13 protein-coding genes are annotated in these 17393 nt (G+C 61.3%); all 13 read right to left on the reverse strand.

Annotated features, from left to right (window positions below):
• On the reverse strand, positions 1-2165 hold a 2165-nt coding region (locus CCD76_RS17550; RefSeq protein WP_087720752.1), incomplete at its 3' end, for a glycosyltransferase family 2 protein.
• Positions 2166-2175: 10 nt separating this feature from the next.
• Positions 2176-4023: a glycosyltransferase family 2 protein gene (locus CCD76_RS17555; RefSeq protein ID WP_087720754.1), complete on the reverse strand. Its 1848-nt coding sequence runs from the start codon at positions 4021-4023 to the stop codon at positions 2176-2178.
• A 35-nt stretch (positions 4024-4058) separates the two neighbouring features.
• Complete coding sequence (locus CCD76_RS17560; protein ID WP_179208958.1) at positions 4059-5051, reverse strand: glycosyltransferase family 2 protein; 993 nt, start codon at positions 5049-5051, stop codon at positions 4059-4061.
• 245 nt (positions 5052-5296) lie between these two features.
• Complete coding sequence (locus tag CCD76_RS17565; RefSeq protein WP_218777071.1) at positions 5297-7489, reverse strand: rhamnan synthesis F family protein; 2193 nt, start codon at positions 7487-7489, stop codon at positions 5297-5299.
• A gap of 126 nt (positions 7490-7615) precedes the next feature.
• Positions 7616-8662, reverse strand: a complete 1047-nt coding sequence (locus tag CCD76_RS17570) for an HAD family hydrolase (protein WP_087720758.1) — start codon at positions 8660-8662, stop codon at positions 7616-7618.
• Between the two features lie 669 nt (positions 8663-9331).
• Positions 9332-10681, reverse strand: coding sequence for a UDP-glucose dehydrogenase family protein (locus CCD76_RS17575; RefSeq protein ID WP_087720760.1), 1350 nt, complete (start codon positions 10679-10681; stop codon positions 9332-9334).
• A gap of 307 nt (positions 10682-10988) precedes the next feature.
• A complete protein-coding gene (rfbC, locus tag CCD76_RS17580; protein WP_087720762.1) occupies positions 10989-11534 on the reverse strand; it encodes a dTDP-4-dehydrorhamnose 3,5-epimerase in 546 nt (181 codons plus the stop codon).
• Positions 11535-11607: 73 nt separating this feature from the next.
• The gene (gene rfbA, locus CCD76_RS17585; protein WP_087720764.1) at positions 11608-12537 is read right to left on the reverse strand and encodes a glucose-1-phosphate thymidylyltransferase RfbA; all 930 of its coding nucleotides are present in this window, start codon (positions 12535-12537) and stop codon (positions 11608-11610) included.
• Positions 12538-12657: 120 nt separating this feature from the next.
• Entirely contained in the window at positions 12658-13545 is an 888-nt protein-coding gene (rfbD, locus tag CCD76_RS17590) for a dTDP-4-dehydrorhamnose reductase (protein ID WP_087720765.1), read from the reverse strand.
• Complete coding sequence (rfbB, locus tag CCD76_RS17595) at positions 13542-14615, reverse strand: dTDP-glucose 4,6-dehydratase (RefSeq protein WP_218777072.1); 1074 nt, start codon at positions 14613-14615, stop codon at positions 13542-13544. Before rfbB ends, rfbD begins: the two co-directional genes overlap by 4 nt.
• A 207-nt stretch (positions 14616-14822) precedes the next feature.
• Positions 14823-15938, reverse strand: coding sequence for a chain-length determining protein (locus tag CCD76_RS17600; RefSeq protein ID WP_087720770.1), 1116 nt, complete (start codon positions 15936-15938; stop codon positions 14823-14825).
• Positions 15935-16891, reverse strand: coding sequence for an ABC transporter ATP-binding protein (locus CCD76_RS17605; RefSeq protein WP_087720772.1), 957 nt, complete (start codon positions 16889-16891; stop codon positions 15935-15937). Before CCD76_RS17605 ends, CCD76_RS17600 begins: the two co-directional genes overlap by 4 nt.
• A 29-nt stretch (positions 16892-16920) precedes the next feature.
• Entirely contained in the window at positions 16921-17358 is a 438-nt protein-coding gene (locus CCD76_RS17610; protein WP_256961367.1) for an ABC transporter permease, read from the reverse strand.
• Between the last annotated feature and the right edge of the window lie 35 nt (positions 17359-17393).

The raw sequence follows: 17393 nt of genomic DNA on the forward strand, positions 1-17393 counted from the left end.
TGGCAGGGCGTCCTGGAATGAACGCTTACCGGCGTCCATAGATTGCGGTATCCCGCTTCCTGCACCTTGAGGCAGAAATCGACGTCGTTGAACGCGACCGCCAGGTTCTCTTCGTCCAGCCCGCCGACGGCATCGAACAGCGACTTGCGCACCACCAGACACGCCGCGGTCACGGCGGAAAAGTTCTGGACGAGATGCAGCCGGCTGAAATAACCGGGTTCGTGGCGCGAGAAATACTTGTGCGCGTGACCCGCGACACCGCCCACACCCAGCAGCACCCCGCCGTGCTGGACCGTGCCGTCGGGGTAGTAGAGCTTGGCACCGACGCAGCCGATCTCCTCGCGACAGGCCTGGCTTACCATCTCCTCCAGCCAGTCTTCGTTGATCGGTTCGATGTCGTTGTTGATCAGCCCCAGGATGTCGCCGCGCGCGTGACGAGCGCCGAAATTGTTGATCCCCGAGTAGTTGAACGGGTATGGCCAGGACAGCACGCGAACTCTCTCGTCCCTGGCGATCTCGTCCAGGAAGGCCAGGGTCTCGCGGCAGGTGGAGCCGTTGTCGAGAATCAGCACTTCCAGCCGCGAATAGCGTGTGCGTTCGAGCAGTGCCTCGACACAAGGCCGCAGGATCGACACCTGGTCGCGCGTCGGAATGAGCAGACTCACCAGCGGCGCCGGGTCGGGAAGCGGCCAGCGAATCCGATAAGTATTGGGATACTTGCCCGGCTCGGCACGTGCGCCCGCGGTGTGCCGGTCCAGATGATCCTGCACCGCACGCAGACCGGCGCCGGCGGTATAGCGCTTCTCCACGGCCGCGGCTGCCGTCGAGCCCTGGCCGGCGTGCCAGTGATAGAGCACCCTGGGGATCCTGACGATTCGATCCACCGCGAGCCCAGCGCAGAATCGCAGGGTCAGGTCGTGATCCTGGCTGCCCTCGAAGCCCTGGCGGAAACCGCCGATGGCCCGCACTCTCGACGTCCGATAAACGCCGAGATGGGAGATATAGTTCTGGCCCAGCAACAGATCCGGGTTCCAGGCCGGCTTGAAGTGGGGATCGTAACGCTCGCCGAACCCGTCGACCTTGTCCTCGTCGCTGTAGAGCAGCTCCGCCTGCGGCTGCTCCTGCAGCGTCTCGACGACGTGATAGAGCGCCTCCGGTACCAGCCGGTCATCATGATCCAGCAGTGCCACGTACTCGCCCCGGGCACGTGCCAGCGCGCTGTTGCTCGCCGCACAGATATGGCCATTGGTCGGGCGAAACACCACCTCGATGCGCGAATCCCCCTCGGCGTAACGGGAAAGCGTCTCCCGAACCCGCGGATCGGCGGAAGCATCGTCGGCGATACACAGCTGCCAGTGCGGATAGTGCTGCGCCAGGACCGATTCGATACAACGTTCGAGGTCTTCGGGCGCCGGGTCATAGGTCGGCAGCAGAATCGAGATCAGCGGCCGATAGGAAAATGCCGCCAGCTGGTGCGCTATCTGATCGGCGGACAGCACGGGCTGTTGTACCAACCACTGTCGATAGCTCTTGCGCGGGCATAGTCGAACGAACGTCTCCTCGTACTGCCGCAGGGCAAGCGCTCGCCAATGGACGTTCTGCTCCCTGGCACGCTGCTTCAGTTGCAGCAGAATGCTGGCCTTGGGGGTCTCTAGCCACTGGCCGTGCAGATTGGCCAGGCGCTGGGCCAGGCGGTCGTAGGCAAACCACGGGCTCAGCCAGACCAGCCTCAGATGCTCGACGGCAAAGCACCCTTCGGTTTCCAGCGGGTCGAACCGAATCTCCCTGATGCCCGCGCCGATGTAACAGAGCCGCTTGGCGGTCCGTCCCGGCTTGAGCGTCAGGTAGAAGCTCTCTGCCTCGTTGAATCCCCGCCCCGTATCGACGTACAACCGCGCCGCTCCGCTCGGCTGGTCATGCCGAATCGTGACTTCGAGCATGTTCCAACCGGGTAATGGCAAATGGCGCTTCCAGGCGAACTGGGGGTCGTTACCCGTCGAACGCCAGACGTACTGGCGGGCCTCGTCTGCTTCTTCCTGCGTCAGTCGCTCGAGATGGTAGAGCGGCTTCAGGCGCGGGTGACAGACGATCCGCGTGGTGCGATTCAGGCCGCGCCAGAACATCCAGTGTTTGGCGTCCGATACCGGCGACAGAGAAGACTGCATGGCGTGTCCCTCAAGATTCCAGCACAGGCTGAAGGGAAGCGGTTCGATGTACGCGGTGCCGACCCAGGGACTGCTGGGTCAGGGTCACGCGGCAGTCGACGATGTCGCCGGGTACGGCTTCCAGCGGCAGATGGAAACCCACGTAGGCGCCCCGCGGCGCGCCCCAGCGCAGCATGCCGGGGCGCAGCGCATTGGCCAGCGTACGGCCGACCTTGCGATCGTTGACCCAGACCTCGATCTCGACCGGGCTATCATCGGTGGCCCACCACGCCCACCCCACCACCTTGTCGGCCACGCACTGCTGTATTGCCCCATGCACGAACGGCAGGCCCTGCTGGAAAAGCCCCAGCCGCAGCTCGAAGAGCCGCTGGCTCTCCCGATAGAGCTGGAAGTCCTCCGCGTTCAGCTCCCGCAAGGCCAGCTCGTCGGCCGGATCGATGTCGTAGACGTGATCGACGGAGGCGTGACCCAGATTTTCGGCCATGCCCGGTATCTGCCAGCCGTAGAGATCGTTCAGGATCGCCAGGGATTCCGCGTACCGTTCCGTCAGCCCGATGAATCCCAGCGCCTCGAGCCGCGTCGACTCCAGAAAGCGGCTCTGGCGATTGATCATGTCGTGGCGCCGGTAGAACGCAGAGAACGAATCCTGGTAGCCGTGGTGGCGCACGAAGTGGTGATATTCGGACGCCAGCCGCTGCAAGGGGTCGCGCACGAACGAAAAGCAGTGGCGCATGCCCGCCAGATGGGCATATTTATCCAACCGAACGTGCCCACCCAGCAGCTGTACATTCTGTTCGGAGAGAATCTGCCAGAGCCGCCAGACGTCGCGCCGTTCGTAGACCCAGCGCACCACCATGGGGGCGGTTTCGCGCTGCTTTTCCCCGTAGTCGTGCCAGACCTGGTCCTCGCCGAGGTGCGCCCTGGCCCCTAGCCGGAAGCTGGTTCCCGCGGTCTTGGGAATGTGAACGAAGAAGCAGGGCTGGCGCCGGGGCGCGACCATTTCCGGCAGCAGCTCACAGCTGGCCTGACGCACCCGGCTCAACAGCTCGGGCGAGAAGCGAACGCTCACCTCGTTCATGTCGTGGTTGCGGAAATAATCCAGATCGCGAGAATGCGCCGGCCCCATGTTGGCGCGGCCGCGCGCCATCTTGGTATCGACGAACTCCTCGTACGACTTGATGTTGTAGTGGTAGACCTTCAGCGGTGTGTCGGCCACGCGCTCGGTACGGCCGGACTTCACCTTGCCTTCCAGGAAATCTGCCTGCTGACCGTTGGCGGTGAGATAGCGGTAGCCGGGCTTGAGCTCCGCCGTATGCGCGGTCATCGACAGAACCAGCGACGGTTTGACGATCGACTTCACATGACAATTGACGACTCGCTCGCTGTCGCTCGCCAGGCGGAAGCGCTCCAGGACACCGCCGGGCTGACGAAAGCGCATGCCCGACGAGCCGAAGATCCGCCAGTTGATCGCCACGGCGCCCACGTCATGGGAGGCCAGGGTCGGCGCCAGCCATTCAAGCGGACGATCACAATTCGGGTGCACCAGGAACTCGTCGACATCCAGGAACGCCATGTAGGTGGCCTCCTTCCCGTGGTGCTCGAGTACATGCTGGTACCACAGCGTCTGCGCCCGCTCCTCTGGCTCCCACTGTCGCGCCGTGACCAGCCCCTGGCGTTGCCACTTCGCCAGCAGCAGATCGGTACCATCGGTGCTGCCATGGTCGGCAATGTAGAAATGCTCGAAGCCGATCAGGCGGTGATAGGCGATCCACTCGGCCAGATAGGGCCGCTCGTTCTTGACGATGGCGACGATGGCGAAGCGATAACGGGCTTGATTGGCAGTAGTACGTGAAATCATCGGCGTAAGTTTCCCAGGCAACACGAACTCGGCGACTATTTCGCCGAACTCAGGACCGGGCCGACGTCCACTCGATGGCGGTAAATGAATCGAGTGATGGCCCGAATCTTTCTATCGGTAATGGCTTCACCGAAGACGTCTGCAGCTTCGGCGAGACTTGCAAATCTTGGCTGGCTGGCGGTACACGCCGAAAACAGCGCATCGGCAATATCGAAAGGCAATTCGGCATGGGCGGGAGACTGGCCCGAGCCGGTCTGGATCATCACGCGCCGCATGGGCCCTTCCAGGCGCGCCCGGAACTGATCCGGGCTGCGCAACGGCACGTGATAGACGCACGCCCCGCTGGCCTCGACGAACTTCAGCGTCTCGGGATCCGGCAGTACCGGAACATCCTTCTCGCCGGCGAAAGCCTGGTGATAGGCCATGTGAACCCGCGTACCGGAACGCTTGCGGAACAGCACCTTGTGGCGGCTGTTCTGGCGGGTATCGACGCAGAGATAGTCCCCGTCGAGAAACTGCCCGCTCAGATCCCGCTCCGCGTAGTGGCGGCGTTGGGGGATCAGGTTCAGCCACGGCAGCGCAAAGCACTCCCCGACCGCGCCCTCTCGCGCACCGGCGGGCAGGCCGGCCAGGAAGGCGGCGAAGAAGTCGCCGATCGAGGCATGACTTCCCAACGACAGGAACTCGTCGGCATCGAAGCAGTAGACGTAGTTCTCCTTCTTGGGGTCGATGAACAGCGACAGCGCCCGATTGACGTAGAAGGCCTTGCGCCGCCCGAAGTGCCCCTGGCTTTCGAGCTCGACGAGGTCGACTTCCACCGCAGGGAAATCGCGACGCAACTTGTCGATACACTGACGCAGGAAGTCATGTTCCAGATAACTGATCACGATCAGACGCTGGAACCCCAGTCGCGCATGGTGAAGCAGCGACGACCACACGATATCGCTCTCGCCGCGCACCATAGTGAGGGCGGTGAAACAGATGTTCGGCGTGGAACGAGAATCCGCGCGCTTTGAATCGACTGTCACGCTCTCCCCCTCAACCGCTAAATATGTCGCAGGATCGGCACTGGAGATCGATAGCGGATCTCCATCTGCTCTTTCGTCAATCGACCGACGGTGAACGAATCCGCTGGCGATGCATCGGTTCGTCGTCATCGGCGACAGGGCCCGCCTCCCGGCCAACGCTCACCATAGTGGCCAACGCTCACCACTTAGCGGCCAGCGCTTACCACCGAGCGGCCAGCGCCGGCGCCGAGTGGCCAGCCACGATGTCATTCGCCGATGAACGGATTTCTTCCGACTTCGCTGATCAGCCGGCCCCACTTGAGGATCTGCATCTCGTCCAGCGCGTCCGCGCCATGCAGCACCGGCGGAAATCCCAGGGCCGCCCACTTGTCCATCGGATGGAGAATGTGGAAGGTCGTCAGCCCCAGGTCGCCAGGCATCTGGGCATCCGCGACCACGTTGTCGCCGATGTGCAGATGACGATCGATGCCTTCGTTGGCCAGGTCCTGTTTCACCTTGACCCACATCGAGCCGTTATCCTTGCGCGCCTGCTCTTCGCTGGAGACCATCAGCCGATAGGCAGCGGCAACGCCGGCCTTGCGCAGCATCAGCCCCACCTGCTCGCGGTTGTAATAGCTGTCGGAAATGACCCAGAGGATGTGCCCCTGCGCGGCGAGATGGTTGAACAGCTCGACCATCTCGTCCTTGGGCTGGATCATCTCGAGATCGAGTTCGTACTCCAGCGCCATCCACTCCTGCGCGGTGTCCGGGCTGACGTCCAACTGGTCGGCCAGCTCGTCGTAGATGGCCTCGATACGCACGTCGCCCTGGAAGTTGGCACGTCGGCGCAGGGTCGATTCGGCATCGTTGCGCAACTTGACGAAGGCCTGTGCGGAGGGAACGATCCCCTGCTCCGCCAGCATCTTGCCCAGCTTCAGCTTGGCGTAATCCGGCACCGTGTATTCGCGGCGCACCAGGGTGTCGAATACATCGAAACTGATGCAGGCATGCGCCTGAATGCTGGCGATGTGCTGCTCCAGCCGGCCGTGATAGCTGGCGGTGATATAGCCGTTGTCCGTGGTGAACTGCCCGGTTGGCGGATAGAAGAACAGCTGCCGGAAGCCGTGATGCTCGGCCAGCGGCCCCAGCACGCGCTCGAGGGCGTGAAGCATCGAGTTGTCGTTGGGCAACGGCTCTTCCGGGAAATCCTCGTAGGTCCAGGTCTGGTCCAGCACACCGTTCATCGCCTCGGGGCGCGACCAGAACATGCCGCCGGCGGGATAGCTCAGGAACTCGGGAATGTGGTCCAGCCCCAGCTTCTCCTGCCATTCGCGCATGAAACCCTTGTTCATGGTCTGATGGTTGACCCAGGAAGGCATCATCCAGAACGTCGTCGGGTAGTAGAGTCCGAGGGATTCGTCGGCGGCGAAAGCGTTCAGCAATCGCGTGATGACGGAAGTATCGCGAAGCAGATATTCGATCAGATACTCCGCCCACTGGGTCTGCTCCTTGCCCGAATAGAGCGACTTCTTCGAATGCAGGTGGCAGAACAGATCGTACTCCTGCAGATCCTGGCCATACTCCACCAGTACCGGGCCGAAGTTGCGGCCGCGGTTGGGCACGACGCGAGTCTCGAGCTTGCCGACCCGCGCATGCTCGCCGAACAGCTGCCGGGCACGCGTCTCGAAGCTGGCATCCGCCAGCGTGAGATAGATGTCGACGGTCACCGGGAACCGCTCGATGGCCTGGGCAAAGCGATCCAGAAAATCGACATAGAAGACGTGCAGACAGAGTGCGACCTTCAGTTCGCTCGCTGCCGGTGTCAGTCGCTTGCCGGGCGTGACGATCTCGCGGGGGAACCAGCGCACCGTGGCGGGCACATGCTGTCGTCCTTCGCTACGTCCATGCAGCAGATAGTGCTGAAGCGGGCTCTGCTGGGCATGAAAGACATCGATGTACATCCGATGATAGGTTTCGCTGTCGAAGCGCGGCGAGGGGTTGACCGGCGCGAAGCGGGACTTGCGAATGTAGTCGTCGAACGCTTCCCGCTGCGTCGAAAAACGCAGCCCGTATGTCGTCTGATACCATTTGGGATCGAACAGACCCGTGTTCAGCGCATCCATGAACGCCTGGCTCATCATGGCGGCATGGGCCCCGCCTTCACGTGCGGTATCCCCCAGCGGCAGCTCGATGGCCTCGGACTCGACGGCTTCCGGAGCGACGGCTTCGGAATCGCCGATACGCGAGCTCGTCGCTTCCTCACCGATGGCCGTCGCGGGGTCGACAGGCGATGCCACCTTGCCGTCGGCGTCGGTCGAGGAAAGATCGTCGTTGACCGCCTCGCCCTCCGCGACGACGAACGTTTCGGTCACGGTAACCAGATTCTTGTCATCGGGGACGGACTCTTTGCGCGGCTGATCCTCGATGCCGCTCTCCGGCACGACGATATTGTCGTCCATTCCCACGACCTCTTCCGCCGCCAGACGTTTTCTTGCGCGCCTGACTGGCGAACTGGGTCTGAAATAGCCACGGTAGTAGCGATATCATCTTTCCCGTTGGTTTCATGTGGGCCCCCACCTCTTGATTTATATTGCGAACATTTGCATCGGATTGACGATGCCGTTGCCGGTGATGTCATCATCGACACTGAAAAGGTGCCAAACATCGTGCGGAATACAGTTGGGCCGGGTCGCAAAGACCTCGTATAAGCCCTGCACGTCCTCTGGCGAATAATTCACACCGTGTCGTCGACACATCACGACATGATCGATCGCCCCATCGAAGACCGTCTTCAAATCCTGGAAATGACGCTGCGTTCCCGCCTGGCGCCCGTAGAAGTATTCGAACTCCTGATTGCTTTTCTGCCGAATATCGACCATCTGCCCGTGCGGCGCGGTCAGCAGGCATTCGAAAAGCAGAGAGCGGTCGAGCATGGTGCAGCCATTGCGCCAGCCGACGCCCTCGTGGAAGACGCCCTTCAACAGCGCATGATGCTTGCTGACTTCAGCGTCACCCGGCTTGGTAGCGATGAAATAGAGCCCGGTGGTATCCCGCTCTAGGATATGGGTAAGAATCTTCTGGATCGTGCCGGAGTAGCCCAGATCCAGCATCAAGGGGCGCTTGTCCGGGTCCATCAATCCGGACCGTTCCAGATAGGCGACCAGCGATTTTCGGGTCGGTGAAACGACCTTCTTCAATGCCTCGAGATGGGGCGTCAACCACTGCAGAACCAGATCCTTGTCCTTGGGAAGCTCGCAATTGAAGCGCAGCAGCTCGAACGGCAACGCCGCGAATATCTCATGCAACTGAAGACCAAATCGTTTGCGCATGAGATCCAGAATGCTGCCCGAGAAATCGTTGCTCAGCGCCATCGGCGTGATTACCTCCGAGCCCAGCATGGCGCGGAAGAGCAGCGTTCTGGACACCCGCAGGTAGACAGGATCGTGCGGCAGGTCGATCGACGACTCCCGCTGGAGACGAGTCAACAGACGGTGAAAGCACCAGCCTTCTCGCGCCAGGCACACCGGCAAATGACCTTCGACCTCGGCTTCAATGGACTCGGCGTAAACGTGCAATGCGGGCCCAAGAAAGGTCGCCCCGAATTCATATAATGCCCGGCTCTTGGCTTGCATGGTGATGCCTCGTCTGTCGTTTGGTGTGTCACAATGAGCGACTTGTTTCTATGATCGACTTATTACTGTTAGCGACTTATTGCTATGAGCGACTTATTGCTATTCTTTTCCATCACGGCGATGGAATACCGCCAGGCGCATCTTCGGAATGCGTCATGACACCAGAGTGTCATTATCGGTAACGGTGACACAGGCAGAAGCAACGTTGCTTCATCGTAATAACGTTATCTTTATTGTCATGACTAGGAGTATCGATTGCCGCCCTATAACAACCCGCCATGACAATTCGTTGACTATTCCCCAGTAGCCACTGCCGGTTGGCAACAGGCTTCTCGAACCACCAGCAATATCAACAATCAACGAAATAGAACTTTAAAATCAAATCAATGGTGACTTTCAGTCAGTTTTAAGCGCCGGTAACCGAGCAACCATTGCTAAGACTTTAGTCAGGTTAATCGCGACCCGCCCTTTATTGAAGATGAATTTACTCATCGATATTCACCATCCATAAATCGATGAATAAATCATTCCAGAACTCTATTAAAAACTTCATTAACGGCAGGATTAGACTTACTCAACAGAAACGTTTTGCGAAACTTTCTTATCGTTTTGTAGCCCGGCAACGCCCACTCGAGTGGCGGGCCGGGCTCTAGATCGGAGAAGGAGGTATCAGGCAGCAATCTGGGGGTCGAGTGTCTTGCCACGCCCCACCGCGTAGTAGTCGACCCCGGCTGCGGACATGGTCTCCGGGTCGAACAGGTTGCGACCATCGATGACCGCCGGTGTACTCAACTGGCCGCGAATCCATTCGGCATCGAGTGTGCGAAACTCCTTCCATTCGGTGCAGATCACCAGCGCATCGGCCTTCTTGACCGCCTGGATCCGGTCCGCGACCAATACCAGGTCATCTCGCTCGCCGTAGATGCGGCGGCACTCCTTCATGGCCTCGGGATCGTAGGCCTGCACCGTGGCGCCTTTTTCCCATAGCGCTTCCATCAGCGTCCGACTTGGCGCATCCCGCATGTCATCGGTTTCCGGCTTGAAGGACAGCCCCCAGACCGCAATGGTCTTGCCTTCCAGTTCGCCATCCAGGGCGTGGGAAAGCTTTTCGAACAGGGTGGATTTCTGGCGCTTGTTGACTGCCTCCACGGCCTTCAGCAGCTCGGCCTCGTATCCCACCTTGCTGGCGGTACGGGCCAGTGCCTGCACGTCCTTCGGAAAGCAGGAGCCGCCATAGCCACAGCCGGGATAGATGAAGTGATAGCCGATACGCGGATCGGAGCCGATGCCACGACGCACGTCCTCGATATCCGCGCCTAGGCGTTCGGCCAGGTTGGCGATCTCGTTCATGAAGCTGATCTTGGTCGCCAGCATCGCGTTGGCCGCATACTTGGTCAGTTCGGCCGCGCGCACGCTCATGAACATCAACTTCTCGCGATTGCGGTTGTAGGGCGCGTAGCACTCCCGCATCAGATCGGCGACGCGATCCGAGTCGGTCCCGACGACGATACGGGCACCTCGGGTGAAATCCTCCAGTGCCGAACCTTCCTTGAGGAATTCCGGGTTGGAGCAGACATCGAACGGCAGATCGGCGACGCGTTCCGCCAGCACGCCCTCGATGCGCTCCCGCACCTTGTCGGCCGTACCGACCGGCACGGTCGACTTGTCGATGACGACCTTGTAGCCGTTCATGTACTGGCCGATGGTGGATGCCACCGACAGCACGTATTGCAGGTCGGCGCTGCCATCCTCATCGGGCGGCGTGCCCACGGCGATGAACTGCAGCACGCCATGTTCCACTGCCATCCTGGCATCGGTGGTGAATTTCAGGCGCTGGCCTTCGATATTGCGCAGCACCATCGACTCGAGGCCGGGTTCATAGATGGGAATGTCTCCCTGAACCAGGCGCTCGATCTTGCTTTGGTCGATATCGACACAGACCACGTCATGGCCAACGTCAGCCAGACAGGTGCCCGTGACCAGACCGACATAACCGGTACCGAAAACGGTGATCTTCATCCGAGAAATCCCCATGATGCGCGATGCCGCCCGCTGGGCAGCTCAGAAATTCGAATAGGCGAGACCGGCCGGCCCCGCATGGAATGACACTTTTGCCACGTCGTCTCGTGGCCACGATATCCACGACCCAGGATTCTGGATTCTGGATCCGTGAATCAGGCCAATGACCGGAACGCGGACCGGCGAGCGCTGACGGTTCAGGAACGGTGGCCTGGAGGATCTTCGAGTGAGCGTCGAGTGAATGTCGGGTGAGCCTCGAATCCGCTTCGAGACGGCTCCCGCAGCGTGTCCCGAAATCGATTCGGGACTAGGCGAACGTCGCGGCGTCGGCCAATCGCCTTCCCTGCTCGTCCTTGTCGGAAGTCACCGGCTTGTCCCCCACCAGCGGCCAGTCGATGGCCAGCTGCGGATCGTTCCAGTGCAGGCTGTATTCATCGCCCGGCGCATAGTAATCCGTGCACTTGTACTGGAACTCGGCGATCTCGCTGGTGACGTAGAAGCCGTGGGCGAAGCCTGGCGGCACCCACAGCATCTGGCGATTGTCTTCGCTCAACAACGCCCCGACCCACTGCCCGAAGGTGGGCGAACTCCGGCGAAGATCGACCGCGACGTCATAGACCTCGCCCCGGGTGACCCGCACCAGCTTTCCCTGCGGCTGCTGCAGCTGATAATGCAGCCCACGCAGAATGCCCTGACCGGATCGGCTGTGGTTGTCCTGCACGAACTGATAGTCGCCGCAGTGTTCGACAAATTCGCTGTGTCGAAAGGTCTCGAGGAAGAATCCTCGTTCGTCGCCGAACACATGGGGTGTCATCAGCACGACGTCAGGAATGGCCAGCTTTTCGTAATTCATGTCGTCCGTCTCTCCGGCTGGGTTGATGGCTGGGTTGATGGCTGAGGTGATTGGCTGAACTGACGAACCCAAATCAGCGACTGCCACCGAAACTGGCCACTGCGACTTCGCCAACTGTCCCGCCGCGCTGAGCGTCTTCGAGACGTTTCAACAAATATTGGCCGTAGCCGGTCTTCTTGAGAGCGGTTCCGCGCTCGGCCAGCGTCGCGTCATCGATCCAGCCATGATTCCAGGCGATCTCTTCCAGACAGGCGACCTTGAGCCCCTGGCGGTGCTCGATCGTCTGCACGTACTGCCCGGCTTCCAGCAGGCTGTCGTGCGTGCCGGTATCGAGCCACGCGAAGCCGCGTCCCAACCGCTCGACGCGCAAATCGCCGCGTTCGAGGTAGGCATTGTTGATACTGGTGATTTCCAGCTCGCCGCGCTCGGAGGGTTTGACCTGATGGGCGATCTCGACCACGTCGTTGTCGTAGAAGTAGAGCCCGGTGACCGCGTAAGGCGACTTCGGCTTGATCGGCTTCTCCTCGATCGACAGCGCCTTGCCCGAGGCATCGAACTCCACCACGCCGAAGCGCTCCGGGTCCTTGACCAGATAGCCGAAGACCGTCGCGCCCTTCTGCACGTCCGAAGCCCGCATTAGCTGCTCCGAGAAGTGCTGGCCGTGGAAGACGTTGTCGCCCAGTACCAGACACACGGAGTCGTTGCCGATGAACGATTCGCCGATCAGGAACGCCTGGGCCAGACCATCCGGCGAAGGCTGTTCGGCGTATTCGAATCGCACCCCGAACTGCGCGCCATCGCCCAGCAGGTATTGATATTGCGGCAGGTCGGAAGGCGTCGAGATGATCAATATCTCGCGGATCCCTGCCAGCATCAGCACCGAGATCGGGTAGTAGATCATCGGCTTGTCGTACACCGGCAGCAGTTGCTTGGAGATGCCCTGGGTGATCGGATGCAGGCGAGTACCGGAACCGCCGGCCAGAATGATGCCTTTACGTGCCATGGTGAAGCTCCTTTTCGATACGAAGATCGATTCAGACATTCAAGGTAACGGTATAAAAGTCGCCCCTCTTGCAAGGGCCTTCTTTCACGAGAAGTTGCGATCGCGTCATGGAAGAACGCGTTACGCGGCTTCGAGCAGCTCCGCCAGCGTCAGCTGCAATTGGGATTCCCAATTCGGCAGCGTGATACCCAGCGCTTGCTCGACTTTCTCCAGCGACAGCCGCGAGTTGAGCGGCCGACGCGCGGGTGTGGGATAATTCGCGGTCGCAATCGACACCACCTGATCCGGCTTTACCTGCAAGGTTTCCCCGAGTGCCTCGGCATGTCGGAAGATCGCCTGGGCGAAGCCATGCCAGTTGGTCTCGCCACGCGGGGCGAGATGGTAGAGGCCCGGTTCGAGACGGCCCTCCCCGCGCTGCTTCACGGCCAGCAAAGTCACTTCCGCAATCAGCCGGGCCGGCGTCGGTGCGCCGATCTGGTCGCCGACGATGCGCAACGCCTCGCGCTCCCGAGCCAGGCGCAGCATGGTCTTCATGAAGTTGTGGCCGCGCGCGCTGTAGACCCAGCTGGTGCGGAAGATCAGCGCATCGGCGCCGCTGGCCAGCACCGCCTCGTCACCGGCCAGCTTGCTCTTCCCGTAGACGGACAGCGGGCCGGTCTCGCTGGTCTCCCGCCACGCCGTGTCGCCATCGCCGGGATAGACGTAGTCCGAGGAGTAGTGAACGAGGGTCGCCGAATGCGACGCACAGTAGTCGGCAAGTTGGGCCGGCAGCGCCGCGTTGAGGCGAAAGGCCTCGTCACGTGCCTTTTCGGCGGCATCCACCGCGGTCCAGGCAGCCGCGTTGACGATGAGGGTCGGTCGAAGCTCGTCGAGCAGACGAACGACGGCCGCAGCATCCTGCAGATCGAGCGACCGGCGCCCTGGCGCGATGCAGTTCCCGAGCGGGGCCAGCGCGCGCTGCAGCTCGAAGCCGACCTGGCCGCTTCCTCCCAGAATCAGAATGCTCATGCGATTGCCCCCAGTCGCTCCCCCTGGTAGCTGCCGTTCTGTACCCGACGCCACCAGACGTCGTTTTCGAGGAACCACTGCACCGTCTTGCGCATGCCACTCTCGAAGGTCTCGCGCGGGGTCCAATCCAGTTCACGCTGGATCTTGGAGGCGTCGATCGCATAGCGCTGGTCATGGCCCGGCCGGTCGGTCACGAAGGTGATCAGATCCCGGTAGTGGGCGACCCCCGCCGGTTTGCGCGGTGCCAGTTCCTCGAGCAGTTCGCAGATGGTCTCGACGACCTGGATGTTCTGCTTCTCGTTGTGGCCGCCGATGTTGTAGGTTTCGCCGATCTTGCCCTCGCTGGCGACCTTCACCAGCGCCCGCGCATGATCCTCGACATAGAGCCAATCACGAATCTGCTTGCCATCGCCGTAGACGGGCAGCGACTGCCCCGCCAGCGCGCTGAGGATCATCAGCGGGATCAGCTTTTCCGGAAAATGGAACGGCCCGTAGTTGTTGGAACAGTTGGTCACCAGCGTCGGCAGGCCGAAGGTCCGGTGCCAGGCGCGAACCAGGTGATCGGAGCTCGCCTTGCTGGCCGAATAGGGCGAACTCGGCGCGTACGGCGTCGTCTCGGTGAACAGGTCGTCCACGCCATGCAGGTCGCCATAGACCTCGTCGGTAGAAATGTGGTGGAAGCGGAACGCCGCGGCCTTGCGGGGGTCGCTGTCCTGCAACCCTTTCCAGTAGGCGCGTGTCGCCTCCAGCAGGACGTAGGTCCCCATGATGTTGGTCTCGATGAACGCCGCCGGCCCATCGATGGAGCGATCGACGTGACTTTCCGCCGCCAGATGCATGACGACGTCCGGACGGTACTCCCTCAGAATCCGGGTCATGGCCGAGGCATCGCAGATGTCGGCCAGCCGGAATTCGTAGCGCTCGTCGTTGTCGACGCGTGCCAGCGATTCCGGATTGCCGGCGTAGGTCAGTTTGTCGACATTGATGACGCGATGCGGTGTGTGTTCGATCAATTCGCGCACGACTGCCGAGCCGATGAACCCGGCGCCACCTGTCACTAGAAATGTCATGCTCATGGTGATTCCCCCGTCGAGCCTGTAGTTGGGTAGATCTTTAATTGGGAAGATCTGTAGTTGGGTAATTCGTCTTGTTGGTAACCGTCTCGTTGATAACCGTCTTGCTGGTTGGTCGTCTTGCTGGTTAACCGTGTCGCTGGCCAATCGTGCCGCCAGGGAGGACCAGGCCGTGGCATGCGCCGGCCCCGCCCTGCCTGCCCGTCAGTCGCGGTGGTCCTTCACGATCAGGATCAGCATGTTGATGATCAGCGTGATGAACAGCGCGATCACCGCGAACACCACCGAGTTGTAGAGCCGCTCGGGCTGCTCGGGGTATTCCGGCATCGTCGGCGTCTGCAGCACGGAGACCTGCTTCAGCTTCCGTGCCGCTTCGATACGGGTGTTCTCGAGTGCGCCCAGCGCCCCGGAATAGCTGTCCTGGGCGAACTGCGCCCGCAGCATCAGGGTCTGGTACTCCGAGGAGATGCTGTTGAGCGCGTTACCCGATTGGCGGGCCAGACGCTGCTGCTCCTGCGCGATTTGATTGGTAAGCGCCTTGATCTCGCTATTGACGCGCACGATCTCCGGTGAGCGGGCGCTCTGGAAGCTGGCCATCGCGCTCTTGCGCGCCTTGGCGATGGCGAGCTGCCCTTCCAGCCCCGAAACCACCGAGCTGAGGCTTTCCACCGTGCCCGTCGGCGAGACCAGCCCGTTGGCGTTCTGGTAGTCGAGCAGCGCATCGCGGGTCTGCTGGAACTTCTCTTCCAGCAGCGCGACCTGCTGTTCGAGGAAGCGCACCTGCTCCTCCGCCAGGCGTTGGCCCATCAGGTTCATGTGGCGCTCGCCCTCGTCCAGCAGCAACTGCGCGATCTTGTTGGCTTCCTCCGGATCGAAGGCTTCGACATCGACCCGCAGCACGCCGGCGTAATCGTCCAGCTCCACCGAGACCCGCGAGAGGAAGTAGTCGTGAAGCTCTTCCAGCGGCGCGTTTACGTCGCCCAGTGCGCTGAAGAAGTCCGCCCCGGAATTGGCATAGTGATTACGAAAATCCGCCTCCTCGACGAGCAGCTTCAGCATGTCGACGGAACGCATGTAATCGCGCAGCAGCAGCATGTCCGCGAGATTACTGGTCGCCCCGCCGCTCAACAGCGAACTCACGCTCAACGTCGGCGAGGCGAGCTGGGGACTTTCGAGTACCACGTTGGCATGGGAGACATAGCGATCGCTGGCCCACAACGCCCAGTAGAGCGAGACGACGACGATCGCGATCAGGCACACGACCCAGTGGAACGACTTGCGCAACCGCGATGATTTATTGGTATGAGATGACTTGTTCATGGCCGACCTGTCTTTTTCGGGGGCTTATTCGGAGTCTTTTTCGTTCGGTTACGAGGCTTGGCTTTCGCTTTCGCCTGTGACTGGAACTGCTGCACATGGCGACGCGCCTCGTGCATCCGCTCGCGGGACTCCTCCATGCGCCAGCGCAGCGCATCGCCGGGATCGTTGCGGGCAGGATCGTCACTGGCTATCTGGTACTCGACACGGGCCTGCTCGAACTCGAGATTGGCTTGCATCAGCTGCTGCTTCGCTTCGGCGAGCGACGTGGGCACCTTGGGCGGTGCGGTCTTCTTGCCGTCGGTCGCCTCGTGATAGGCGCTGATCGCCTCCTCGATATCGTCGAACCATTTCGCCTGCCCTTTCTCCAGCACGATGCCCGCCTCGCAGAACTCCCTCAGCACCCCTTCGCCGTGGGAGACCATGATCAGGCTGGCCCGGCCGACACGCTCCTTGAACGCGTTCTTGGCCTTGGCCTTGAAGGCGCGGTCGCCGACGGCGGTCGCCTCGTCGGAGAGATAGACGTCGAAGTCGAAGGCCAGCGAGAGCCCGAACGCCAGTCGCGAACGCATCCCGGAGGAGTAGGTCTTGACCGGCTCGTCGAAGGCATCGCCGATCTCGGCGAACTCCTCGACTTCCCGCACGACCCGTTCGATCTCCTCCTCGGCACCGTGAATCCGGGCCACGAACTTGACGTTCTGGCGTCCGGTCATCGAGCCCTGGAAGCCGCCCGCCAGGCCGATCGGCCAGGAAACGCGGCTGTTGCGGATGATCTCGCCGCGGTCCGGCGAATCCATGCCGCCGATCAGCCGCAGCAGCGTCGACTTGCCCGCCCCGTTGCGACCCAGCAGCCCCACACTGACCCCGGAAGGGATGGTCAGGCTGATGTCCTTGAGCACCCACGGGCTGTCGTGATGGTTGTGGTAGCGCTTGTAGAGATTGCGGATTTCGATCATGGGAAAAGCCCCTCACGTTGTCTGAAAAATCAGTGCGCTTTCAGCTGATCGCGAAAGCGCATGTGAAGGACCAGCCCCAGCGAAATCAGCGCCAGCGCCCAGAACCAGAGATACGTCATGTCGATACCGTCGATCGTGTGGTAGCCGGCAAAGAAGTTCAGGCGCATGCTCTCCAGGCCGTGAACGATCGGGTTCAACAGCAGGTATTCCCGGTATTGATGCGGCACGTAGAGCACCGGAAAGATGACGCCGGAGAGCAGCAGCAACGGCAGGTTGAGAATGCGAGCGACCTTGCCGATTTCCGGCACCAGATCGCCCAGTACCGACAGCGTCAGCCCCATGCCCCAGCCCAGCGCCCACAATGAAAGCCAATCCATCATCGCGCCGAACGGATAGTCCGGCATCAGCTCGAACTTGAGCAGGCTGCCTATGGTGATGAACAGGATGAAGATCAGCGACTTGAGCATGCCTTCGAGTTAAGCTCAAGTCTGGTGGATGGGAG

Source organism: Salinicola salarius, assembly GCF_002179555.1.
Taxonomy (GTDB): domain Bacteria; phylum Pseudomonadota; class Gammaproteobacteria; order Pseudomonadales; family Halomonadaceae; genus Salinicola; species Salinicola salarius_A.

Bases quoted from the DNA above. Each gene is read 5' to 3' on its own strand.
- CCD76_RS17555 (WP_087720754.1), bottom strand. From the start codon at position 4,023: ATGATTTCACGTACTACTGCCAATCAAGCCCGTTATCGCTTCGCCATC.
- CCD76_RS17565 (WP_218777071.1), bottom strand. From the start codon at position 7,489: ATGGACGACAATATCGTCGTGCCGGAGAGCGGCATCGAGGATCAGCCG.
- CCD76_RS17570 (WP_087720758.1), bottom strand. From the start codon at position 8,662: ATGCAAGCCAAGAGCCGGGCATTATATGAATTCGGGGCGACCTTTCTT.
- CCD76_RS17575 (WP_087720760.1), bottom strand. From the start codon at position 10,681: ATGAAGATCACCGTTTTCGGTACCGGTTATGTCGGTCTGGTCACGGGC.
- rfbC (WP_087720762.1), bottom strand. From the start codon at position 11,534: ATGAATTACGAAAAGCTGGCCATTCCTGACGTCGTGCTGATGACACCC.
- rfbA (WP_087720764.1), bottom strand. From the start codon at position 12,537: ATGGCACGTAAAGGCATCATTCTGGCCGGCGGTTCCGGTACTCGCCTG.
- rfbD (WP_087720765.1), bottom strand. From the start codon at position 13,545: ATGAGCATTCTGATTCTGGGAGGAAGCGGCCAGGTCGGCTTCGAGCTG.
- rfbB (WP_218777072.1), bottom strand. From the start codon at position 14,615: ATGACATTTCTAGTGACAGGTGGCGCCGGGTTCATCGGCTCGGCAGTC.
- CCD76_RS17600 (WP_087720770.1), bottom strand. From the start codon at position 15,938: ATGAACAAGTCATCTCATACCAATAAATCATCGCGGTTGCGCAAGTCG.
- CCD76_RS17605 (WP_087720772.1), bottom strand. From the start codon at position 16,891: ATGATCGAAATCCGCAATCTCTACAAGCGCTACCACAACCATCACGAC.
- CCD76_RS17610 (WP_256961367.1), bottom strand. From the start codon at position 17,358: ATGCTCAAGTCGCTGATCTTCATCCTGTTCATCACCATAGGCAGCCTG.